Source organism: Butyrivibrio sp. VCD2006 (assembly GCF_000423925.1).
GTDB lineage: Bacteria > Bacillota > Clostridia > Lachnospirales > Lachnospiraceae > Butyrivibrio.
In genome coordinates this window covers 1-24,668 of sequence record NZ_AUIX01000007.1, presented here as the reverse complement: position 1 = coordinate 24,668, position 24,668 = coordinate 1, and the positions used below count along the sequence as shown (strand labels likewise).

General features: G+C 41.6%; 20 protein-coding genes, 3 tRNA genes and 1 rRNA gene. 5 read left to right on the top strand and 19 right to left on the bottom strand.

The annotated features are described in order from the left end of the window. Positions 1–33: 33 nt before the first annotated feature. Positions 34–1,002 carry an ATP-binding protein gene (locus G586_RS0104055; RefSeq protein ID WP_026526686.1) on the top strand — a complete coding sequence of 323 codons (969 nt, stop codon included), beginning with the start codon at positions 34–36 and terminating at the stop codon, positions 1,000–1,002. Between the two features lie 12 nt (positions 1,003–1,014). Then, on the top strand, positions 1,015–2,208 hold the full coding sequence (locus G586_RS0104050) for a ribose-phosphate pyrophosphokinase (protein ID WP_026526685.1): 1,194 nt from the start codon (positions 1,015–1,017) through the stop codon (positions 2,206–2,208). 85 nt (positions 2,209–2,293) lie between these two features. Here the strand turns inward: G586_RS0104050 and G586_RS0104045 are convergent, their stop codons facing one another. Further along, a complete protein-coding gene (locus G586_RS0104045; RefSeq protein WP_026526684.1) occupies positions 2,294–4,852 on the bottom strand; it encodes a hypothetical protein in 2,559 nt (852 codons plus the stop codon). Between the two features lie 108 nt (positions 4,853–4,960). Here G586_RS0104045 and G586_RS0104040 point away from each other — a divergent pair, with 108 nt between their 5' ends. Continuing rightward, a complete protein-coding gene (locus G586_RS0104040; RefSeq protein WP_026526683.1) occupies positions 4,961–5,440 on the top strand; it encodes a DUF402 domain-containing protein in 480 nt (159 codons plus the stop codon). 58 nt (positions 5,441–5,498) lie between these two features. Here the strand turns inward: G586_RS0104040 and G586_RS0104035 are convergent, their stop codons facing one another. The 5 genes from G586_RS0104035 to G586_RS0104015 form a co-directional block, all read right to left on the bottom strand. Continuing rightward, positions 5,499–6,716 carry a cell wall hydrolase gene (locus G586_RS0104035; RefSeq protein ID WP_242831965.1) on the bottom strand — a complete coding sequence of 406 codons (1,218 nt, stop codon included), beginning with the start codon at positions 6,714–6,716 and terminating at the stop codon, positions 5,499–5,501. A gap of 14 nt (positions 6,717–6,730) precedes the next feature. Further along, complete coding sequence (locus G586_RS0104030) at positions 6,731–7,213, bottom strand: deoxycytidylate deaminase (RefSeq protein ID WP_026526681.1); 483 nt, start codon at positions 7,211–7,213, stop codon at positions 6,731–6,733. 137 nt (positions 7,214–7,350) lie between these two features. Then, complete coding sequence (gene rpiB / locus G586_RS0104025; RefSeq protein WP_026526680.1) at positions 7,351–7,785, bottom strand: ribose 5-phosphate isomerase B; 435 nt, start codon at positions 7,783–7,785, stop codon at positions 7,351–7,353. A gap of 65 nt (positions 7,786–7,850) precedes the next feature. Further along, positions 7,851–8,909: an L-threonylcarbamoyladenylate synthase gene (locus tag G586_RS0104020; RefSeq protein WP_026526679.1), complete on the bottom strand. Its 1,059-nt coding sequence runs from the start codon at positions 8,907–8,909 to the stop codon at positions 7,851–7,853. Between the two features lie 13 nt (positions 8,910–8,922). Beyond that, entirely contained in the window at positions 8,923–10,641 is a 1,719-nt protein-coding gene (locus G586_RS0104015) for a glycosyl hydrolase family 18 protein (RefSeq protein WP_026526678.1), read from the bottom strand. Between the two features lie 737 nt (positions 10,642–11,378). Between G586_RS0104015 and G586_RS0104010 the strand changes: the two genes are divergently transcribed. Further along, entirely contained in the window at positions 11,379–12,137 is a 759-nt protein-coding gene (locus tag G586_RS0104010) for an adaptor protein MecA (RefSeq protein ID WP_026526677.1), read from the top strand. 133 nt (positions 12,138–12,270) lie between these two features. Here G586_RS0104010 and nifJ read toward each other — a convergent pair whose 3' ends face one another. Then, positions 12,271–15,801 carry a pyruvate:ferredoxin (flavodoxin) oxidoreductase gene (nifJ, locus tag G586_RS0104005; protein ID WP_026526676.1) on the bottom strand — a complete coding sequence of 1,177 codons (3,531 nt, stop codon included), beginning with the start codon at positions 15,799–15,801 and terminating at the stop codon, positions 12,271–12,273. Positions 15,802–16,230: 429 nt separating this feature from the next. On the opposite strand from nifJ, the gene G586_RS0104000 reads away from it, so the two are divergent. After that, positions 16,231–16,401 (top strand): DUF362 domain-containing protein, encoded by a 171-nt coding sequence (locus G586_RS0104000; RefSeq protein ID WP_022760404.1) that lies wholly within the window; start codon positions 16,231–16,233, stop codon positions 16,399–16,401. A 193-nt stretch (positions 16,402–16,594) separates the two neighbouring features. On the opposite strand, the gene dnaB is transcribed toward G586_RS0104000, so the two are convergent. The 12 genes from dnaB to G586_RS0103935 all read right to left on the bottom strand — a co-directional run. After that, complete coding sequence (dnaB, locus tag G586_RS0103990) at positions 16,595–17,953, bottom strand: replicative DNA helicase (protein ID WP_026526675.1); 1,359 nt, start codon at positions 17,951–17,953, stop codon at positions 16,595–16,597. Position 17,954: 1 nt separating this feature from the next. Further along, a complete protein-coding gene (gene rplI / locus G586_RS0103985; RefSeq protein WP_026526674.1) occupies positions 17,955–18,401 on the bottom strand; it encodes a 50S ribosomal protein L9 in 447 nt (148 codons plus the stop codon). A gap of 75 nt (positions 18,402–18,476) precedes the next feature. After that, the gene (locus tag G586_RS0103980; RefSeq protein WP_026526673.1) at positions 18,477–20,528 is read right to left on the bottom strand and encodes a DHH family phosphoesterase; all 2,052 of its coding nucleotides are present in this window, start codon (positions 20,526–20,528) and stop codon (positions 18,477–18,479) included. Between the two features lie 119 nt (positions 20,529–20,647). Then, positions 20,648–20,911 (bottom strand): 30S ribosomal protein S18, encoded by a 264-nt coding sequence (gene rpsR / locus G586_RS0103975; protein ID WP_022763528.1) that lies wholly within the window; start codon positions 20,909–20,911, stop codon positions 20,648–20,650. A gap of 58 nt (positions 20,912–20,969) precedes the next feature. After that, positions 20,970–21,428, bottom strand: a complete 459-nt coding sequence (locus G586_RS0103970) for a single-stranded DNA-binding protein (RefSeq protein WP_026526672.1) — start codon at positions 21,426–21,428, stop codon at positions 20,970–20,972. A 22-nt stretch (positions 21,429–21,450) separates the two neighbouring features. Further along, a complete protein-coding gene (gene rpsF, locus G586_RS0103965; protein ID WP_022763530.1) occupies positions 21,451–21,741 on the bottom strand; it encodes a 30S ribosomal protein S6 in 291 nt (96 codons plus the stop codon). A 334-nt stretch (positions 21,742–22,075) separates the two neighbouring features. Then, on the bottom strand, positions 22,076–22,792 hold the full coding sequence (locus tag G586_RS0103960; RefSeq protein WP_026526671.1) for an NAD-dependent protein deacylase: 717 nt from the start codon (positions 22,790–22,792) through the stop codon (positions 22,076–22,078). Between the two features lie 118 nt (positions 22,793–22,910). Further along, positions 22,911–23,813: a S1 RNA-binding domain-containing protein gene (locus G586_RS0103955; protein ID WP_026526670.1), complete on the bottom strand. Its 903-nt coding sequence runs from the start codon at positions 23,811–23,813 to the stop codon at positions 22,911–22,913. A 161-nt stretch (positions 23,814–23,974) separates the two neighbouring features. Continuing rightward, positions 23,975–24,045: transfer RNA gene (locus G586_RS0103950), tRNA-Cys, on the bottom strand. Between the two features lie 5 nt (positions 24,046–24,050). Next, positions 24,051–24,122, bottom strand: a tRNA-Glu gene (locus tag G586_RS0103945). A gap of 49 nt (positions 24,123–24,171) precedes the next feature. Continuing rightward, a tRNA-Asn gene (locus G586_RS0103940) sits at positions 24,172–24,244 on the bottom strand. A 220-nt stretch (positions 24,245–24,464) separates the two neighbouring features. After that, positions 24,465–24,668 (bottom strand): 23S ribosomal RNA (locus G586_RS0103935); the annotation flags it as partial.

Below are 24,668 nucleotides of genomic sequence, written 5' to 3'. Positions count from 1 at the left end.
TCTGACAAACAAGAAGTATGAAAGGAGTGCACTATGGCTTTAACGAACACTCAATATGATGAAATAATGCACGATTATGAAACACTTCGCACTATAAAGCGCCGCGAGTTATCTAAGCGCATTCAATATGTAGAGCAGCATGTTCCCGGATATCTTGACCTTGATCAGGAGACCAGTAAACGTAGTGCTGCATTCGGCCGCAGACTTCTAAGTGGTGAAAAACTGGACAGATCTGAACTTCACAGACAGCTTCTTGAAATATCCGAACAGAAAAAGAGTCTTCTTCGAAAGGCCAATCTTCCTGAAAATTACCTTGAAATGGAATATGAATGCCCTATCTGCAAAGATACCGGCTATGTTGATAACGAAAAATGTTCTTGCTTTAAGCAAAAAGTAATACAGCGTCTCTATGCTCAATCGAACATAAACAAGCTCGCAGAAGAAGCCAATTTTGACCTCATGTCCGAGGACTACTACTCAGGCGAGGACCTGGATCGATTCCGCGGTGCCGTTAAAACTTCCAAAGAATTTATTAAGAATTTTGAAACTTTATACCCAAATCTGCTCTTTTATGGTACAGTTGGTACTGGTAAATCGTTCCTTTCGATTTGTATAGCTAAGGAAATCCTGGAAATGGGCCATTCTGTGTTGTATTTCAGCGCAGCTTCCCTGTTTTCACTGCTGCAGGCCACCTCTTTTGATTTCAAAAGATCGGATGAGCTGAGCACTCTTTTGGATGACCTCTATAATACCGAGCTTCTCATAATAGATGATCTTGGAACCGAGCATGTAACAAATACCTCGATACCCCAATTGTTCACATGTATTAATGAGAGACTTATCAGGAACAGGTCTACTATTATCACTACTAATTTTTCATTGGACGATATCAAGTCCATGTATTCTGAGCGTGTATCATCCAGAATTGCTAGTAATTATCACCTTTGCAAGCTCACTGGCAGAGATATACGCATCATGAAAAAGGTCCAAAACAGAAAGTGAGGAATTTTGGCAATGCCAAGACGTGAAGAAAAACGCAACCTTGAAACAATCCCCGTGGGTTCTTTAGGAATCATTCCACTTAAGGGGTGTGAGTCATTGGGGGAGAAAGTTGACTACTACCTTGTAAAATGGCGCCAGGAGCGAGAGAACGAGCACAAAGGCAGCCTTGCATTTACAGGATATGAGCGCCCATCATATCTTCTTAGCGCAGAAGTTCCGAGATTTGGAAGCGGCGAAGCTAAGGGTGTCATCAAGCAGTCAGTCAGAGGTGATGACCTGTACTTAATGGTCGATGTTTGTAACCATTCATTAACTTATTCACTTTTTGGAAAAGAAAATCACATGTCTCCTGATGATCATTATCAAGATCTCAAGAGAATAATCGCAGCTGTAGGCGGTAAGGCCAGAAGAATTACAGTTATCATGCCTTTCCTTTATGAAAGCCGTCAGCATAAGCGTTCATCAAGAGAATCTCTTGATTGTGCCATTGCTCTTCAGGAGCTCGTAAGCATGGGTGTCGACAACATCATCACATTTGATGCTCACGATCCCAGAGTTCAGAACGCAATACCTCTTAACGGATTTGAAACAGTCCGCACAGCTTATCAGTTTATAAAAGCACTTTTAAGAAGCATCAAAGGTCTTCAGATTGATTCAGACCACATGATGGTAATCTCACCTGACGAAGGTGGTATGGGACGTGCTATCTACCTTGCCAGTGTCATGGGTCTTGACGTAGGTATGTTCTACAAGCGCCGTGATTACACACAGGTTGTGGATGGCAGAAATCCTATCGTGTCACATGAGTTCCTCGGAACCTCCGTTGAAGGTAAGGACGTCATCATTGTTGATGATATGATTTCCTCAGGCGAAAGTCTTATCGATGTTGCGAAGGCACTTAAGCAGAGAAAGGCAGCTCACATCTATGCATACTCAACCTTTGGTCTCTTCACCAATGGTCTTGAGAGCTTTGATAAGGCACATAAGGATGGTCTTATTGATAAAGTATTTACAACCAATCTTATTTACCAGACTCCCGAGCTTCTTTCCAGAGACTGGTATGAGAGCTGTGACATGAGCAAGTATATCGCATACCTTATAGATACACTCAATCACGATGCATCAATAAGCGATCTTCTTAATCCTGTTGAGCGTATCAATAGCATCATTGCCCGCTATAAGAATGGCGAGTTGGATAATCAATAATACAGCTATTATTCATTTAAAAATTCATCAAATATCAAAAACCTCCGCTGAATAAATTCAGCGGAGGTTTTTGATATTCATTTTATCAGTTTTCTAGTCCCGGCAGATATGTCACAAAGTGATTACCATTATTCTCAAACAAATTCGCGGAATCAACTCTGCCAAACTTGTAAACCTGTCCGGTGGAAGGCTCCATAAGAACCGTATTAAGATCATTGAATCCAATTATCAAAAGACTGTTACCATCGTTAAGCGTCGCCATTACGGGTATGTCCTGATTAACATAATAGAGCATCGCTTCCATTGGACAGCCGTCAAGCTCAAGCACCTTGGCATTTACCAGGCTGTTCTTTAAAATATCAACAACCGACTTGCCCTGTCCCAACATAGATTCAACATCCACACTTATTCCCTTATGTTGAAGAATCATATCAAGACACACAGCTGTAGAATCTTCAGCTGTGATGTTCTCCCTCGTCTCAGCAAGATTTGTAATATACATAATCTGATTTGAAGTAAGAAGATTTCCTCTTACCCATACATACTGATTAATATCGTTCGTAACAACACCGGCAGCATTATATGCCTCGCTTACAGCCTCAGCAGGATTATCATATATATGAATAAGTCCATGAAGTCCATACACGAAATAATATGGATTATTCTCCCTGTCTCTGTCAGGTTCTATCTGAACCTCCCTGCTTCCCTCGTAGAGAGTCATATTCGGGGTCTGCACAATAAGTGACTTTTTCTTTATATTGCTTTTGACATTAATCTGGGTAATATTCTTATAATTCTCTGTGGCGGCTACAGTTATATAGTTACTTCCAACTTCATTTTTCAGAGTACTCATTATCTGATCATCAATAAGCTCATCATATAATCCGCTATCCCCATTCCACTGAGCTCTTGATAATCGGATTACATTATCCTCAATTCTGACTCCGGTAACGATTCCCTGAGTTGGACTGTAATTCTCAAGCGTATTGCCATCACTGTCCACGATACGAATAGCATACATTCCGAATATTTTGCTTCCCATTCGATCAATATGCACATCATATTCATGAACCATTCCATAAACCAGATCCTCTCCCATAAAGCCGAGAACTCTGATAAGATCTCCACTGTCTGCCTTTATGTCAGACGTGCTCTGGGTGCTGAGGTTCATGATCTGTACAGTCTTCTTTTCTTCATCCTGCCATGCAACAATGCTTCCCGAATTCGATATACAGTATCTATCCTCTGAAAGATTTTCAATCACCTTCTTCTGACTTCTGGTATCCAGATCCACCATATACAGATCGCCATCCAGCTTTATGAAAAGTCCTCCGTTTGAGCTGACATACAACACATTCTCAGAATAAGCACGTATTATATCCTGATGAAGCTTAGAAGGTATGAACGCCAGCTCCTCGATACTATTTATGCGTGAATCATACTTATAGACCGCATTACCTACTTCACCCTCATGATCTCCGCGGTTCATATACCCCGAAACAACAAACTCAACATTACCCGCTTCATCAACATTCAAGATATGAATTGTATTGCCCTGGTAGATGGTTCTGTCATCCAGATACTCATCGTTATAGAAGCCGAAGACAAGCGCAATTTTATTCTCAGTGCTGTTATATACATATAGCCTATCCTCACTGATAAAAGCAAACACGCTTCCGCCATCGCTCTCCTTTAGAGAAACTGTCGGATCTGTAATCCACAGGCTTATAACATTGTCAGTTATGTCCGAATTATCAGCATTGAATACATAGTTCATTGTCCTGTCATAATTGAGAAGGTATATTCTGTCAGTGGTATATCTGATTCTGTATGCCTCTTTTACGTTATAGAGCTTTTCCGTACCATCCTCAGTCTTCTGTGTAACCTGATACTCCAGCCCTACAATGGATGTCTGCAAGTGTACATCTCTCAGGAACACATTTGGCTCGGTATGCGCAACAATGTTAAGATCACCCCAGGTTAATTGCTCAAAACTACTGTTAATATTCACATGACTGTAGGAAGTATTATCTCCATCAGCATTTGACTCCATATATTTAGTCAATTCCTCAGCATTTGCCACCTTATCAAATGTCATTTTTGAGAAATTCACCGCAAAATCGATTACTTCCCTGCTATGATATGCATTATCCTCTTCTGACCAAATTATTCTCTCGTAGAATCTCGCGGTCTTATCGTTTACATCCGCCAGGATAACAAGAATATATTCCTGTCCGGGATCAATCAAATCCTTCATCTGAAAGCTTCCGCGAATTATATCTCCATCCTGCGTAAAATCCGTAATCTCTGAATTCTCTACAAGACTATTACCGGAAGCCTGTCTGACCTCAAAGCGCAAATTAGTGACGATCTCTCCATAAGTATTCATCCTGAACTTTACGCCTCTTGATGAATCGGTCGTAAGTATTTCTCCACGAATATGCGCCACATCCATCTCGTGCGAATATCCATGCAGCATATTAATTTGTTTTCCGGCTAGTTCAAAAGATACGGTGGGAAAAGTAGGGGCACCCATTCTGGCAGTCATGTCAACCGTCTCAACATTGGTGAAATGCCCTATTAGAAAAAGCGAGAGTATAAAAACAATTATTGTATATATAATCTTAATGATAGTTTTTTTCATTATATATCCTATGTCCTAATTCCATTGACTTATTACACTCATCGCGGTAATATTTTTCTAACTTTAAAACGTCAGATACATGCGCTAAAGCGCAGATAGGGGGATTTTATGAGTTACCCTGTTCTTTATCGTAAACGTATTATTCCGAATGAGTGCATCCTTTTGAAGGACGATCGTATCCTGCAATGCGATGATAACACCATTGTCACGGCGTGGGAAGCAATACACCCACGGTCAGACTTATCTCATGGTTATTCCTGTTACTATTTAAAACGCGGTTACAAAATCAGCAAGTTTTATCGTGCCGACTCAAGCCTTATGTACTGGTACTGCGATATAGTTGAATACCAGAAAGGCCCGGAGGAAAACTCCATCGTAACCCTGGATCTTCTTGCCGACGTAGTAATATATCCCGACGGCAAAATCCGCATTCTCGATCTGGATGAGCTCTCTGATGCTTTTGAGCAAAAGCTCATAGATGAAAAACAGTTAAAAACAGCCCTCCATTCACTTGGTGACCTGATGGATGCTATCTACGAGAACAGCATTTCAGCTCTCGAAGCACCCATAATAAAAGCTATTCTTTAATCTATACTATGCCTTCCACTTATGTGGAAGGCATTTGCATACATAAATATAATAATGTTTAATAGAAAACGTGGCCTCCGATATTTATACCCGAAAGTCCCGGTATGGGTGTCCTGAAATATACGCAGTTGCCCACGTTCGTAGCGCCACCCATAGCAGCATCTGCTGCCTGATAGCAGGATTCTGTTGCATCTCCGTTAGCAAGAGCCAAAGCAAGCCTTCCGCTTGCAACAGGTGAAAACTGACCTGACTGATAGATAACTCCCACAACCGTATCAGGATAAACAGAACTCAGCACTCTGTTTATTACTACAGCACCAACAGCAACTTTACCCTCATAAGGCTCACCACCTGCCTCACAATAAATCAAATTCGCGAGAAGGTATCTGTCACCATCTGCAAATGATACCTCTGAAATATTCCTCCATTTCGATTTAGCAGCCAGTTTAGAAAGTCTGATTTCTTCAGCAAGCTTTGCCTCCAAAGCCTTTACATCGGCATTTTGTTCAGCAACCTGATTTTCATACTCTCTCGCCTTGTTCTCAATATTTTTGGCTTCCTCTTCAGCATCTGAAATATTCTGTTTATACGCGCTAATACTTCCACTGGTTTTACTAACAAGCCCTGAAACCCTGCTCTGTTCCGCTTCTACCTGAACCTTACATTCATCCAGTTCAGCCTTTTCCTGCTGAAGGTTTTTCTCCTTCTCATCAATCTGTACGCAGGTATTCTTATACTGGTCAAGCATCTTCCTGTCATACGCAGAAAGTGAAGCCACATAATTACTGTGATTCAAAAAATCAGCAAAATTTCCGGCATCAGCGAGCATATCCAAAAGCATGAAGCTCTCTTTTTCATAAATGAACTGCACGCGCTTCTTCATAGCTGCATACTGAGCATCCCTGGTATCTATGGCAGCAGCCAGTTCTTCCTGAGTCGTACTTATCTCATCAAGCTTAACATCAATCTGATCCTCAAGGTCAGATAGATTGTTGCTGACTTCCGTAAGCTGATCGTTCAAATCATCCAGCTTATTCTCAAGAGCGCTCTTCTGCTGATGCATATTTGAAATATCTTCTTTCTTGTCATCAAGCTGATCCTGAGTTTCACTCAGCTGCCCTTTTGTCTCATTCAGTTTGTCCTTTGCTTCCTGCAGTGCCTTCTTCGTGGCTTCCGTCGCCTTTACCTCAGTTCCTGCGCTCCCCCAGCACACACAAAGAACTATTGTCATCGTCACGGCAACAAGCCTGATGGCTCTTCCCCAATAACTCTTCACAATTATTCCTCTGGTCAAATTTCAATATGTATATTTTTACCCGATCTGCTATACGGATAATACTTCACCCCGGCAGCATCGAACATCTTCTTGGATGCTCTTGTAGCTGCGGAAGTACTGTATTTATCGCTGTCATAGACAACTGTTCTTATCCCTGCCTGGATTATAGCCTTAGCACATTCATTGCATGGGAAAAGAGATACATAAAGCTTAGCCCCTTCCAGGCTTCCACCTCTGTAATTCAAAATGGCATTAAGTTCACTGTGGGTAACAAAAGGATATTTGGTAGAAAGCTCATCTTCCCCATCTCTCTCCCAAGGAAAATCATCATCATCGCAGCCGATCGGAAAGCCATTGTATCCCATGGACAAAATCTTGTTGTCATCACTGACAATACATGTACCAACCTGCGTGTTGGGATCCTTTGAGCGCATAGCCGCAAGCTTCGCAACGCCCATAAAATACTCATCCCAAGAAATGTAATCTTCTCTTTTCATACGCTACCCCCTTTTTCTCTTTAATTCATCCCCTTCTTGCTGCCTTCCCCTCGGGGCGCACAACGTCCAGAGGACGTTGGCTTTGCGCCGACCGAAGCAGCGCGAAGACAGGTGGCGCGCAGCGCCGGATGAGGAGTTTACTCCATATCAGTTATCTCAGAAATTCTCCTGACATGCTTTTCAAGTCCTGAAAACTCCGTATCCAGGAATGTATCTACAATATCAATTGCCATGTCAGGACCAATCAGAGCACCGCCCATAGCAAGAACATTTGCATCGTTATGCTCTCTTGTCAGTCTTGCTGAATGAGGCTCACTGCAAAGTGCGCATCTTACGCCTTTAACCTTGTTGGCAACTATAGAGATACCAATACCTGTTGTACAAATAACAATACCCTTTTCACACTCACCATTTGCCACAGCCTCAGCAGCTGCTTTTCCGAAAATCGGATAATCACAGGAGTTTTTGTCATAGGTACCAAAATCCTTATATTCGATGCCTCTCTCCTTCAGGTGCTCTATCACAACCTGCTTAATGTCGAATCCGCCGTGATCGCTTCCAAGTGCTATCATTTTTCATACTCCTCTCAATAATATATATTTGATTTTTCTATAAATCGCCTTAAAACTAAACTTTCTCAGACCTTAACTACTTTATGTCCTGCTGCCTTAAGAAGTCTGTTCATGATTGCCTGACCAAGCCCTGTATCAGCAAAAGCCTCCGAATACATACAGCTCACATCCTCATCATCAAACTGCCTGAGAATACTGAAAAGATTTCTTGCAATCTCCTCCTCATCCTCACGACTTCCTGCGCATTTCACAACATCAGCATTATACTTTAATACAGTCTGCTTTGTCGCTATGACGCCGGTTTTTTCTCCGTTTTCCTTATGCTCTGCGAGTTTTAAATTTATATACTCAGTAACCTTCAGAGGGTCTCCTTCTACTATAGTAAGATCTCCTTTAGGTGCATAGTGTCTGTATTTCATTCCGGGAGCCTTAGGTTTAACCCCGCTGTCTGCACGAAGAATCGTCTTATCAATGCTGACATCTCCAAGTATATCCTCCAGCATCTTCTGCGTAACATATCCCGGCCTTAAAATCATCGGTACATCAGAAGTCAGATCAATTATTGTTGATTCCAGGCCTATTCCAACCTGTCCTCCATCGATTATCATATCAACTCTTCCGTCCAAATCCTCAATGCAGTATTTAGCCTCAGTGGGACTTGGTCTTCCTGAAAGGTTGGCACTCGGAGCAGCAATATATCCTCCTGACTGACGTATGAGTTCAGCTGCAATCTTATTACTTGGCATTCTGATCGCAACTGTATCAAGCCCTCCGGTAGTCTCATATGGAACCTCATCTGATTTTTCCATAATCATAGTAAGCGGTCCCGGCCAAAGTGCGTCAGCTAATTTATAAGCTGCATCCGGTAACTCTTTTACTATTTTTTTAATGGACTCCATATCCGCAACATGTACTATGAGCGGATTATCTGACGGTCTGCCCTTCGCGGCATATATCTTCTTAGAAGATTCCGGATTTAATCCATCCCCTCCAAGTCCATAAACCGTCTCTGTAGGAAAAGCGACAAGACCACCATTTTTAATGATCTCTCCTGCTTCCTTTAAAGCTTCTAACGCTTTATCATCTATATTCTGTTCATCTATTTTTGTTACAATTGTTTTCATTTCTACTAATTCTTCACTGAGCCATATAATTTGCTATTACATCCCACACATCGGATGACTCAAATCCGAGCGCCCATTCAGCAACTCCAGCTATTCCGGATGCCTGCATTACATTAAGCTTCGCCTCAAGAGACTTAGCGTCCTCGCTCCATATCTGATAAAAGTCCCCGTTGCTTGCTGTGCTTTCGCCATAGTACTGACAGGTTGCATCGTCCCACTTAAGTTCAATACCCTTTTCAGAAACAAAGCCATCTACAGCACTCATATGGATAGCTTTACTTGAAAGCTGTCCGCCACTTGTTGTCCAGACTCTGGTATAGAAAGGTACCGCATTTATAAGCTTTTCTGCGGGCACCTCCTCAAGTGCACTTTTTATACCGTTCTCAACATATCCGATCGAAGCAACTGATCCTGCTTCCTCAGATTCGGAATAATGCTCATCATAACCCATGATGATTATATAGTCAGCAATTATTCCCTGTTCTGTCAGATCATAATAATCATTAAAATTCATAGGAACATAATTATCTATTGATAGAATAATCTGATTAGCCCTACATGCCACGGACAACTCACGCAAAAATTCCACATAGGATCTTGAATAGCTCTCACCTATCTGCTCAAAATCCACATTTATTCCTTCAAATCCATATTCAGCCTGAAGCTGTATCAGATTTGAAATCAGGTTGGCTCTTGATGCAGCATGAGTCATAACTGCTTCCGTATCGCAACCATTAGGATTATTGAAGTTATCTACTGCAGCCCAAACCTGAGCACCAGCTGCATGCGCTGCTGTAATATAGTCATGTGTTGCAAAGTTTGAAATGCTACCATCATTTCCCTCAAGAGAAAACCATGTAGGTGCAACAACATTTAAACTCTTGGTTCCTGCAAGTACGCTTGAAACTGTTTCATTTCCGGCAACTCCGCCTATGGGATGGAAACCAAGATTCACCTTCGTACCAAGTGACATAGATGTATACTCTCCAAGAGCCACTTTCCCCTCTGAATTATCTGTATTCACAACCACAGGGGCTATATCTTTGATATTTTTATTTTCCAGATAGCCGATATGTCCGTCAGCGGTAATAACTCTTGACCATTCCTCCATCTCTTCGACGATAGTAACAGTCCCCGCAGGTGCCATGCTGACAATTTCACTTTTTCTGCCGCCAAGCTTTCTTATGGCAACATCCTTCTTAAGAGTTCCAGTTAAACTCTCGTGTTCGCTTCCAATATATATTCTGATTCTGGCAGGGCCATCATCCACGTAATTCTCATAATTCACAGAAGCAAACTTCTTTAAATAATCTACCGCTAGATACAGCTGTCCATCTTCGAGAAGTGCAGCAGGATATCCCAGATCCGAATTATCACCGGCAGTAGATGTAATATTATTCTCTCCTATAACTGTCGTATATGTAGCCGAAGGACCTGTATAAACAAGAATTCCGTCAGCCTCACCATAATAAAATCTGTTGCTTATATATTCCTGAACAAAATCAAAATCCAGATAATATTTTTCATTATAATATGAAGCCTTCTCCTCCATGAGTTCATCATTTAGGAACAACACTGCTTGCGTCTGGTCGGTCAATCCATAATACTCATTTAAGTCCACCTTATCCTTTGTATAAGACAAACGCTCATAAGCAATCTGACCCGCATATATTAATCCAAACAATATAATAAGAGCGATTATAAAAATCACCGGTTTAATCTTTTTCTTCATCTGTGACTCCTTCCAATCGCTTATTATACCATATTATTCAATTTTATTGCCATTTTGCCGACGTGTCTTTAATCCTTACTTTAAGCCCATACTCTGACACATGTAATTTTGTCTTAATTAGGCGTGTCTATGCTGTTGGTGGGGCCTCCAGTTCTTTAAATAGTCAACTAAAATTCTTTAATACCAGAATTCAGATTCCAAAAGAAGATTTATAATCAATTGTGATAGTTTCCTTAACCGCTTTCAAAATCTGTCTATAGTCTTATATGTTCATGGGTAAAAAGAATAGAATTATAGATCGTCGGCAGTCGGCACAGGTGCCTCTGCTGTATCACAATCTTTCCTTAGCTAAAATAACAATTCCTGCAAGCTAATTGTATTGTTGTTTGTTTGTATAAAAAATTATATTACAGGTATTTTGTTGATTTCTTCCCGAGATTATCGGTTGAACTTGTAAGACATTCCGCCAAGACCGACGGAACATTTCAATATTCATTATTGTTGTGTACCATGCCTCCTCCCCGATACGTAATACAGAGGCACCACGAGATAGTAATATACACGACGCAAATCACATTGTCAATACCATTATCAAAAATTAATAATTTTATAATCCCACCCCTATATATGAAATTATAAAACATGTCGATACATCTATTGACACATGGAGTCCTATACTTTAACATTTAATAACTAAAAATATATTAAATCCACCTTATTTATATGGAGGGCATCGCATGAAAATTGAGCGCGTAAATGATTGCCAGATTCGATGCACACTTACAAAAGAAGACCTTGCAAGCAGAGAGCTTAAAATAAGTGAGCTTGCTTATGGAACTGAGAAAGCTAAGGACCTGTTTAGAGATATGATGCAACAGGCTAATTATCAGTTCGGTTTTGATGCGGAAGATATTCCGCTTATGATTGAGGCCGTTCCGATCAATTCAGAATGCATCATTTTAATAATAACTAAGGTTGAAGACCCTGAAGAACTTGATACCAGATTTGCAAACTTCTCTCCTGCAATTCAGAGCGAAGTATCCGGAGCAGATTCTGATGCTTCCGATGAAGAAGATGTTATGGATCTTTTCCAACGTCTTAAAAGCGAATCTGAGTCTGACATCGACGATATAGACAGAGTCTTAAATGGTGGCAAACCTCAGAGAAGCAGTAAAATGGCTGAACGTAGCAAACCTGCTGTTGATCCGTTTTTCCTATTCTCATTTGCTTCAATGCATGATGTTATGAAATTTGCATCACTGAACAGAATATCAGTTTCAATAAGGAACACTTTGTATAAGAGTGACTCGAATGGCAGACTTTATCTTCTGCTTCATCCTGATAATGAATCTGCATCAGTACTGCACAAGCTCTGCTCCATCCTTTCCGAATATGGAAGGTCAGAATCCTCAAGTTCTATAAGCGAGCAGTATCTTGACGAGCACTATCAGACAATTATCAGAGATAACGCTATTCAAAAACTTTCAACAATTTGATTTTGAGGCATCTACACACATTAGTAGCTGTTTTAAACAAATGAGCAATCAAAAAGGCTTCGGACTTTCGTCCGAAGCCTTTCTTTTGTTTAGTTATACAGGTAGCTCTGCTCTCGCAGTCTCCACAACAGAATTATTCGTTATCGTAAAGAGTAACGAGCTTGTTGAGGTATGCAAGACGCTCCTGTGCATTCTCCTTAGACTTAGCATAGAGCTTCTGTGCTCTCTCAGGATTCTTGAGCTTAAGTGAAAGGTATCTAACCTCACCATCAAGGAAGTCCTGATACTCCTCTGTAGGAGCCTTGCTGTCAAGTGAGAACTTCTTCTCAGCTGCAGGATTGAAGCGGAACATATGCCAGTAACCTGTTGCTACTGCCTTCTTCTCCTCGTCCATAACCTTGTTCATACCGGACTTGAGACCCTGGTTGATACAAGGAGCATAAGCGATGATGAGTGAAGGTCCCGGATATGCCTCAGCCTCTGCGATTGCCTTAAGTGTCTGGTTCATATCAGCACCCATAGCGATCTGAGCAACATATACATAACCGTAGCTCATTGCGATAGAAGCAAGATCCTTCTGCTTGATTTCCTTACCGCCTGCTGCGAACTGTGCAACTGCACCTGTAGGTGTAGCCTTTGATGACTGTCCGCCTGTATTTGAGTAAACCTCAGTGTTAACAACGAGAACGTTTACATCCTTACCGGAAGCAAGTACGTGGTCGAGACCACCGAATCCGATATCGAATGCCCATCCGTCACCACCGAAGATCCACTGTGACTTCTTAGCTGCGAAGTCCTTATTCTTAAGAACATACTTAGCAGCATCTGAGCTGTCTCCTGCAAGTGCAGCAACGAGCTCTTCTGTAGCAGCTGTGTTTGTAGCACCATTTGAGAATGTATCAAGATACTTCTGAGCTGCATCCTTAGCAGAACCGCTGCCAGCTGCGATCTCTTCTACCTTCTCCTTGATAGCATCACGGAGTGCGTTCTGTGCAAGAACCATACCGAAACCAAACTCAGCGTTATCCTCGAACAGGGAGTTATCCCATGCAGGACCCTGGCCCTTTTCGTTTACTGTGTAAGGTGTTGAAGGTGAGGAGTTACCCCAGATTGATGTACATCCTGTAGCGTTAGCAACGTACATTCTGTCACCAAAGAGCTGAGTAACAAGCTTAACATAAGGTGTCTCACCACAACCTGCGCAAGCGCCTGAGAACTCAAGGAGAGGCTGCTTGAACTGTGAACCTCTGATTGTTGTCTCTTTAAGCTTCTCAACAACTTCTGTCTTAACAGGAGTCTTAACAGCATAATCGAAGTACTTCTGTTCATCCTTGTTGTCAGCGATAGCACCCATCTTAAGTGTCTCGCCAGCCTTGTTACCTACGCAGACATTAGCGCAAGATCCGCAACCTGTACAATCAAGTGCAGAGATAACAACTGAGAACTTGTATCCAGGAACTCCGTTGAGATCCTTTGTCTGAAGTCCTTCAGGAGCCTTAGCAACTTCATCATCAGTAAGAGCAACTGTTCTGATTGCAGCGTGAGGACAAACGAGTGAGCAGAATCCACATTCTACACACTTTGTTGCATCCCACTTCGGAACGTTAACTGCAATACCTCTCTTCTCGAATGCAGCTGATCCACTAGGTGTAGAACCATCAACATAAGGAAGAAGGTCAGAAACCTTAAGAGTGTTACCTTCCTGAGAATTAACCTTAGACTGGATGTTATTTACGAAGTCTACAACGTCCTTACGATTGCCCTTAGCTTCTGTGAACTCAAGGCCTTCGTCCTTTGCATCCTTCCAGCTCTCCGGAATCTCAACCTTGATGAGGTTCTTCGGATCTGCACCGGCATCGATAGCAGCCCAGTTCTTCTTAACGACATCTTCACCCTTACGGCCGTATGTCTTCTGAGCAGCATCCTTCATGAACTTGATTGCATCTTCTTCAGGAATGATCTTTGTGATGTTGAAGAATGCAGACTGAAGGATTGTGTTAATTCTTGTAGGACCCATACCTACTTCAACACCGATCTTAGAACCATTCATGATGTAGAAGTTGATCTTGTGGTCATACATGAACTTCTTAACCTGGCCAGGAATCTCAGTCTCAAGCTGATCTACTGTCCAAGGGCAGTTAAGAAGGAATGATCCTCCATCAACAAGCTCCTGAGCCATGTTGAACTTGCGGATGTATGAAGGATTGTGGCAAGCTACGAAGTCTGCCTTCTTGATGAGGTAAGTTGACTTGATAGGAGTCTTACCAAATCTAAGGTGAGACATTGTAACACCACCTGACTTCTTAGAGTCATAATCGAAATATGCCTGAGCATACATGTCTGTGTTGTCACCGATGATCTTGATAGAGTTCTTGTTAGCACCAACGGTACCATCTGCACCAAGACCCCAGAACTTACAGTTTGTTGTTCCCTCAGGAGTTGTAACGAGAGGCTCACCAGCATCAAGTGAAAGATGTGTAACATCATCGTTGATACCGATTGTGAACTGCTCCTTATCTGTGTTGTTAAATACAGCAACGATCTGCTCAGGAGTTGTATCCTTAGAACCAAGACCGTAACGTCCGCACATAACAGGAACTGACTCAAACTTTGTGCCCTTGAGAGCTGCGATAACATCAAGAGCAAGAGGCTCACGGTAAGAACCGGGCTCCTTTGTTCTATCAAGAACAGCGATTCTCTTAACGCTTGCAGGAATAGCATCAACAAGTGCCTTAGCATCGAAAGGACGATAAAGTCTAACCTTAACTACGCCAACCTTCTGACCCTTCTTAGCAAGGTAATCGATTGTCTCCTCGATTGTATCGTTAACGGAACCCATAGCGATGATGATTGTCTCAGCATCAGCTGCTCCGTAGTAGTTGAAAAGCTTGTAATCTGTTCCAAGCTTAGCATTAACCTTGTCCATGTACTTCTGAACAATTGCAGGAAGCTCATCATAACCAGTGTTGCAAGCTTCTCTTGCCTGGAAGAAGATATCAGGGTTCTGAGCAGAGCCCATCTGACGAGGATGATTCGGGTTAAGAGCGTTAGCCTTAAACTCGTCAATTGCCTCGTGATTTACCATCTCGTCGAGATCCTTGTAATCCCAAACCTCGATCTTCTGGATTTCGTGTGATGTACGGAAACCATCAAAGAAATTAATGAAAGGAAGTTTTCCTTCTATTGCAGACATGTAAGATACAGGTGTAAGATCCATAACCTCCTGTACACTTGAGCTGCAGAGCATTGCAGCACCTGTCTGACGGCATGCATAAACATCAGAATGATCACCGAAAATGTTCAGCGCATGTGAAGCAACACAACGAGCTGATACATTGAACACACCGGGAAGTCTCTCACCTGCTACTTTGTAGATATCAGGGATCATAAGAAGAAGTCCCTGTGATGCAGTATAAGTAGATGTAAGTGCACCTGCTACAAGAGATCCGTGTACAGCACCTGCTGCACCTGCCTCTGACTGCATCTCTGTGATCTGTACTGTACGGCCGAAGATGTTCTTCTTACCGGCAGTTGCCCACTCATCAACATGCTCAGGCATAACTGATGAAGGTGTGATCGGGTACATGGCAGCAACTTCAGTGAATGCATATGAAGCATATGCAGCAGCTTCGTTACCGTCCATGGTTTTCATGTTTCTTGCCATTTCTATTCCTCCTACCTTATATTATTGTGATCGCGGGGGCAAAAGAAATTGTCGGAATTTCCCACAACCACTAGCCTATGGATTTTCAGGATAGGCATGTTAAGCTTTTACACACCTATGCCGAGAAACCTATGTAGCGCGCACATTTCGCGCAATTTAAATTCTAACATTGTGATTTATCAAAGTCAACGAAATCACGCCATTTATAGGGCTTTAGAATGATAATTTTTCTAAACAAAATTACGATTTGATAAAAAAAATAAATCTTTTATAAACTGACGCTTTATAGATAAAAGTTATCGTTAAATTGCTTGATAAAAAAAGACAATTATATTATCATATCCTTTGTAGTAGGTAATGTTTGATTGGTGGTGGCTCACCGATCGTTAAAATATTACAAACTTTTATTTCAGGAAGGAGATTTTTGATATGGCATACGTTATTAGTGATTCTTGCATCAGCTGCGGATCATGCGCAGGTCAGTGCCCTGTTTCAGCTATTTCTCAGGGAGACTCACAGTTCAACATCGATCCTGATACATGCATCGATTGCGGTTCTTGCGCAGCTCAGTGCCCTGTTTCAGCTATTTCTCAGGGTTAATTATTTTGAAATAAAAACTCCGAAGCTTTCGCTTCGGAGTTTTTTATTTGCCCTCATCCGTCAGCTTCGCTGACACCTTCCCCCAAAAGGGGGAAGGCTTTATCAATCTTTACCCTCTCTCTGGGGGTAGACTTCAACATTTTATCCCTTCCCCCTTTGGGGGAAGGTGGCGCAAAGCGCCGAATGAGGGGCATTATTCAAAATTACTCTTTCTTGAAGGCTCCAAATTCGCGAACTTCGTAAATTCAGGAAGCCAAGCAAGCTCTACGGTTCCAATCGGACCATTTCTCTGTTTTGCTATGATTATCTCAGAAACACCTTTCCTCTCAGTATCCTTGTTATAATAATCATCTCTGTAGATAAACATAACCATATCTGCATCCTGCTCAATGGCACCGGACTCACGCAGATCAGACATCATAGGCCTGTGATCAGGTCTTTGTTCTACTGCTCGCGATAACTGTGAAAGCGCAACTACAGGAACATTAAGTTCTCTGGCAAGAGCTTTCAGAGCTCTGGAAATTTCCGATACCTCCTGCTGTCTCGATTCTGATGAACGCTTTCCGCTACCACTCATGAGCTGCAGGTAATCGATCATAATAATATGCAGATTGTGCTCCATCTTATATTTTCTGCACTTTGACTGGAGCTCCTGTATTGAAATACCGGGCGTATCATCAATTATGAGATGTGACCTTCCGATAAGATCTGCACTCTCGATAAGATTTTCCCAATCCATATCCGTCATATTACCAGTTCTTATGTGCTGTGAATCAACATGTGATTCCATTGACATAAGACGGTTAACCAGCTGCTCCTTTGACATTTCCAGTGAGAATACTGCAACTGTTTTATCCTGATGAAAAGCCATGTACTGAGCTATATTAAGCACAAATGCAGTTTTACCCATTGAAGGACGGGCTGCTATCAGAATAAGATCAGAGGGCTGAAAACCAGCAGTTTTATAATCAAGATCCGTAAACCCTGTAGCCAAACCTGTAACAGTTCCCTGCAGTTTACTCGCCATCTCAATTTTATTCAGCGCATTCATGACGATCTCGCTGATAGGAACAAATTCACCGCTGTTTTTCAACTGCGTAATACGGAAGATTTCCTTCTCCGTATCAGTCATAAGATCTGCCAGATCCTTATTATCGTTGTAACACTCGTTAATGATATCGCCACAGGAATGAATCAGTTCTCGAAGCTTACTCTTTTCATGGACAATTTCCGCGTAGAATTTCACATTTGCGGATGTCGGAACCGAACTCGCCATTCCGAGAATATAATTCATATCATAAACTTGAGGCGGCGCATTCTTTTCCTTAAGATGATTCTGCAGAGTAACTCCATCAACCGGAGTGCCCACCTGATGCAATTCAACCATAGCTTCAAATAGCATTCCCAGCTGTCTATTGTAAAAATCATCCCCTGAGATCATCTCGGATGCAATCTGTATTGCATCCTTATCAATTAGCATAGCACCAACTACCGACTGTTCAGCCTCCAGACTGTTCGGCATGGTACGCTGTATTACATTTTCTTCGGGCATATCAAGCCTCCGTAACAGAAACCTTGAGTGTGGCGGTAACCTGAGGGTGTAACTTTACCGGAACCTCAGTTGTGCCAAAGTTACGGATAGGCTCAGAGAGCTGAATCTTCTTTTTATCAATCTCAAATCCAAACTGTTTCTTAGCTTCAGTTGCAATTTCCTTTGATGAAACTGAACCAAAAACTCTTCCGCCTTCACCGGCCTTCATAGTAAGACGAACTGTTGCCTTCTCTATCTCCTTCGCATATTCCTGCATCTTCTCAAGAAGAGCCTGAGCATCTCTGGCGTCTTTTGCCTGATGATTTTTCAGATTTGTGAGGTTAGCCTTTGTAGCCTCAACACCAAGCTTCTTAGGTAAAATGAAATTGGATGCATAACCATCACTTACCTTGACTATATCTCCCTTTTTTCCAAGAGACTTAACGTCCTCCAATAAAATTATCTCCATAACTTCCTCCTCCGTAGTTCATATTATTCATAAATCTAATTTTCTTAGAAATAATCCGTTTTAGTTTCATAATTGTCAGGACAACTCACCGGCTTCAATCATGCTATCCAGCTGTCCTTTTACAATGTTTATTGCCTCATCCATACTGATGCCTTCAAACTGACATCCTGCCGAACTGATATGTCCGCCACCGCCAAGCTTTTCCATAATAATCTGCACGTTGACCTCATCTATTGATCTGGCACTGACGTAAATCTGGTTCTGATATTCAGTAAGTGTAAAGCTTGCCTTGATGCCCTTAATGTTCAAAAGTTCATTGGCAGCCTGTGCTGCAACAATTGTAGGACTCTGTACTTCATCCGTCGCACATACAGAAATCGCATAGTTTCCACGGTAAATCTCAGCCTGGCCAACAGCATCTGCCTTAGCCTTATAATCCGTCGCATCCTCTCTGAACAGTTTTCTTACTCTGGTGACATCAGCACCGTTCCTTCTAAGGAAAGCAGCTGCCTCAAAGGTTCTTACACCGGCCTTGTTCATGAAATTGTTTGTATCAACAACAATTCCGGAATACATACTATCTGCTTCTTCAGGTCTTATCTTGACTGTCTCATCAATATACTGCAGAACCTCTGAAACCATCTCACAGGCACTTGATGCGTAAGGCTCTACATACGATAACGTCGCATTCTCAATCACTTCAGCACCCTGTCTGTGATGATCCAAAACAACAATTGTCTTACAGAACTTCAAAAGCTCCGGACACTCAGTAATACTCGGTCTGTTGACATCAACCACAACCAAAACTACATTATTGCCGGCTATATCTATAGCCTGCTGATTGCTGATGATCATATCCGATTCATATTCCGGATTATCTTTGAAAAGATCAACCAAGGGCTTCATGGAATTAGTAACATCGTTTAAAACAATGTGACATCTTCTGTCCAAGGTCTTAGCTATTCTGTATATTCCGACTGATGATCCAAAACTGTCTACATCACCCAGTCTGTGTCCCATGACAATTACAGTATCCTTGCCATTGATGATTTCCTTAAGCGCATGAGCTTTAACTCTGGCCTTAACCCTTGTTGACTTCTCAACCTTCTGACTCTTACCTCCAAAGTAAGTAATCTCATCGGGAGTCTTTACTACCGCCTGGTCACCGCCTCGTCCCAGTGCAACATCTATCGCATTTCTCGCAAACTCATAATTCTGAGCATAGGACAAACCATCTATTCCAACACCAATACTGAGTGTAACAGCCATCTCATTACCGATATTAACAGTTTTAACATCCTCGAGAATATCGAAACGCACTTCTTTAAGATACTGCGCCGATTTCTTAGGCATTACGACGAAATATTTATCCTTCTCTATCTTCTTTGCGATACCATCACAGGTAGCAATGTACTTGTTGATTTTTCTGTCTATAAGTGCTGTTAAAAGGGATCTTCTGACCTCCTCAACACTTTCAAGCGCCTCATCATAGTTATCAATGTAAATCAGACCTGCTGCAAGACTCTGAGAATCAACCTCATTTATTGCCAACTTCAATGCAGTCTCATCAAAAAGATAAACTGCTACAAGATATCCTTCATAACCATCTGACTCAATAATGTCACTATTTGCTGCCATCTCCTCAAGAGATATCTTCTTCATCTTAAGAGTGAAATAATTGCCATCAAATTCAACATCCTGATGCGTCTCCTCCTCACCAACCGGAAACTTCTCAGGTGTGATTGAAGGAAAAAGAACAGAGATAGACTTATGAAATCCTTTCTCCTGATGAACAGCCCTCTCAAAAGCGACATTAGTCCATACTACTTTTCCTGTATCATCAAGAAGAGCATGTGGAAGATCCAGCTCTCTTAAAAGTCTCTTCTGTATCTGCCCATATTCCGTAGCAAAGCTAACCAATTCATTCATGATAATCGGCTTGTTATAGAAATCGAGATAGATAACTGCCATAAAATATAAGGCTGCAAACGCCGCAACTATAAGCCCTGCAGTAAAATCTACAGTAAACACTGCAATCATTACGAGAGCTAAAAGAATCCCCAGATAAATAAAAATACGAAGAAATGTCTTCAGTTTTCCCTTCAACCTGATTCTTGCCTTAGGCATGACTTCTTTTCTCCATCTCCCAAAATTTTGTGCATATATCTTATAATAACATAAAAAGACACTTCTTAGAATTCCTTCTAAAAAGTGTCTTCAAAATCATTTTTAAATAGCCAATGCTATTACTCTGCCTCGTAAGGCATAAGTGCAAGGTGTCTTGCACGCTTGATAGCTGATGTAAGCTCTCTCTGGTGCTTAGCGCAGTTACCAGTGATACGTCTGGGAAGGATCTTTCCACTCTCGGAAACAAACTTCTTCAGCTTTGCTGTATCTTTGTAATCAATAACATTGTCTTTTCCACAGAAAACGCAAACTTTCTTTCTTCTGTGCATACCACCTTTTCTTCTTACAGGAGAATCGGTTCTATCAGACTTATTGAAAGCCATTGTGGTACCTCCTTATCGAATTTCAGTTGACAACACCCCACCGGGTATTACAAATCAATTAATTGAATGGAAGCTCTTCATCAATTCCATCAGGAAGATTGATGAAACCATCACCAGCTCCGTTGCTACTGGGAGCTTCGAATGCGGGTGCCTGTGAGCCACCTGAGAATCCACCGTTTCCATTCTGAGCATTTTTGCTCTCAGCAAACTCCTGATCCTCAACTACAACTTCAGTAGTGTATACTTTCTGGCCATCCTTATTGGTATAGCTACCAGTCTGGATGCGGCCTGTTACGGCCATCTTGGTTCCCTTTTTAAGATACTTCTCAGCAAACTCTCCGGCTTTGCCAAACGCTACACAGTTAATAAAATCTGCTGTCTGACCGTCCTGATTGTTTCTGTTAAATCTTCTGTCTACTGCAAGTGTATATCTCGCAATTGCAAGAGAACTCTCCCCCTGAGAATATCTAACCTCAGGATCTCTTGTTAAACGTCCCATAAGTATAACTTTATTCATATTTTTTCTCGTCCTTTTCTATTTAGGCCTCGTCCTGCTTAACAAGCAAATAACGAATGACGCCATCGACGATGCGGACACGCTTCTCGATATCAGCAGGAGCTGTAGGCTCTGCATCAAAGTGAATGAAATAATAGAAGCCTTCATTCATCTTGTCGATCTCGTAAGCAAGTTTCTTCTTGCCCCACTCATCAACATTTGTGATCTGTCCGCCGAATCTCTCGATCAAAGCTTTGCACTTGTCAACTGCTGCTGCTCTGGCGTCGTCTTCGATCTTTGCGTTAACGATAACGGCTAACTCATATTTTGTCATGCTTTCTTACCTCCTTTTGGTCTCTGGCTACCGCTTTCAGTACGGTAACAAGGAAATTATCACAGAGATAGACTTTACCACAAAACATGAATTTAAGCAAGCAAAATTGGCCTAATTTATGATAGTCAGAATTAATACCAAATAGGCTGACAATTCTATTTCTTCTATATATAGTATATCTATTGCTTTATTATCCATTTCAGATACTAGAACTGGTTCCCCATCTCGACAAAACATTACAGTCATTCAAACTGCTAATATTTTCAAGACCCAAATTCCTTCAATAGATCATTACTGTCTATTAGCCTCTTTGAAAACTGACTAATGCCATGCATTATAACTGACTAAATACCTCTCCGATAGGTCCCTGAATTACAAGATCTGCCTGCGAATCCCTTGTTGTAGCCTGTTTATTTACTAATACCAGCTTATGACCACGATAGTAATCTATAAGACCTGCTGCAGGATAAACAACAAGAGATGTTCCACCTATAATCAGCACATCAGCATTGGCAATATAATTAACTGCCTTGCTCATGACATCCATATCAAGCCCTTCTTCATAAAGAACTACATCAGGCTTAATCCTACCACCGCAATCACAATATGGAACACCTTCGCATTCGGCCATATAATCAAAATCATAGAATTTTCCACATTTTTCGCAATAATTTCTATGGACACTTCCATGAAGCTCCAGTACTTCCTTACTTCCCGCAGCCTGATGAAGTCCATCTATGTTTTGAGTAATAACTGCCTTGAGCTTTCCTTGCTTTTCCCACTCAGCAAGCTTTAAATGTGCCTTATTGGGCTTAATACCTTTAACCAGAAGCTTATCCTTATAAAATCTAAAAAATTCTTCAGGCATTCTCACATAAAAACTGTGGCTAAGCATCTGCTCCGGCGGATATTTATAATGTTGATGATACAGTCCATCCTCACTTCTGAAATCCGGAACACCGCTCTCAGTAGAAACCCCGGCACCACCAAAAAACACAATATTATCAGAACCATCTATAAGTTCTTTTAACTCTCTGATCTTGTCATCCATAGATATCGCCTTTCTTCAATGAAAACCGCTGCCAATCTATACCAGATAAAACCTTACTATTAATCCAATATGTTTCTGATGTAATACTATTTTTTTCAAAGGAATGCTAAACAGATAATCAAAATCCCGCTTTTTTAAGAAGATCCGCCAATGAAGTAGTTGCCTCTCCCTCACTCTCGAACTCTATCTTCTCTTCTGTTATCTCAGTAGCTGCAATATCCTGTAACGCTTTCATACTAAGGCTAAGCTTACCATCTTTAATAGCTGTTACCTTAACCTTAACTTTATCACCAACTTTAAGTACAGCACTTGGATGAGCTATTCTCTGATTAGAAATCTGTGAAATATGCACCAGTCCTGAAAGACCGTTGCCAAGATTTATGAAAGCGCCATAATCCTGAAGACTCTCAACTGTACCTTCTGTCACAAGACCTACCTGAACATTCGATACTTTTTGAGCTCTCTCCTCATCGGCTTTTTCTCTTAAAATCTCTCTTGCGGAAAGCACCAACTTCTTATCCTTTTCATCAGCAGTTATAACTCTGACATCAATCTTTTTCCCTACGAAATCCTTAAGTGCTTCATCTTCTATATAGTTAAGAGATAATTTAGAAGCAGGAATAAACGCTCTGATTCCCTCAAGATAACATACAACACCACTCTTTACTGCTTCACTGATAGTTACAGAAACATTTTCCTTGCTCTCGAAAAGTTGCTTTAACTTGTCCCATGCAAGAACCTGCGTTGCTTCTTTCTTTGACAAAAGAATATTACCGTTTCCGTCATCAGTTGCAACAACAGTTGCCTCAACCTCGTCACCAACCGAAATATCAGTTCTTATGTTAAACTTAGGATCATCGCTTAAATCCTCAGCTTTAATAACACCCTGGGTATAATATTTGATATCAAGAAGAACATAGGTGTCTTCCACACCTATAACTGTTCCCGTAAGAATATCTCCCTCTTTAATCTGTCTAAATGATCTGTCAATCTCGTCTTTGAAATCTTCCATTGATTCCATTTTGAAATTCCTCCCTCCTTAGTCCGCATATCCACGGACAAAACTTTTCAATACTCATCTGAAATAAATTATACACCGCTAAAATAAAGAATTGTACCTATATTTTAAGCAAACAAAAAAGCCTTAAATGCTTGTTACATGCATTTAAGACTTACTATTAAAGGTGACTGACGGATTTGAACCGACGATCAGGGAGTTGCAGTCCCACGCCTTACCACTTGGCTAAGTCACCATATATGACTCCGACGAGGCTCGAACTCGTGTTACCGCCGTGAAAGGGCGATGTCTTAACCACTTGACCACGGAGCCGTGTTTCCTGTATTACAGGTTTTTCGATTGTAGGTCTCCGTACAACCAGCTCCCCAAGTAGGACTCGAACCTACGACACTTCGGTTAACAGCCGAATGCTCTACCGACTGAGCTATTGAGGAAAATTAAACCATGCGATGCATGGTTTAAACAGTGATCTGAATGCTTGCATTCAAGGCACTGTTTAAATCGTGCATCATAGGGCGCAAGCCCGACAGTCGGGATTGCTTGCAATCGCGACGGAGGCATGGTTTTAAGCATCGAAATGCTTTAGCCTTTCCGTACCTTCAAAACCGAACACTGAATACATTTTAGATCCGTTTCTTTTGTTCTATATCCATATTGGACAAGCCCTCGACCTATTAGTACACATCAGCTGAACACGTTACCGTGCTTACACCTTGTGCCTATCTACCTCATAGTCTCTAAGGGGTCTTACTCCATAAAGGAGGGATATCTCATCTTGAGGGGGGCTTCACGCTTAGATGCCTTCAGCGTTTATCCCTTCCGGACTTGGCTACCCAGCCTTATGCATCTGGCGATGCA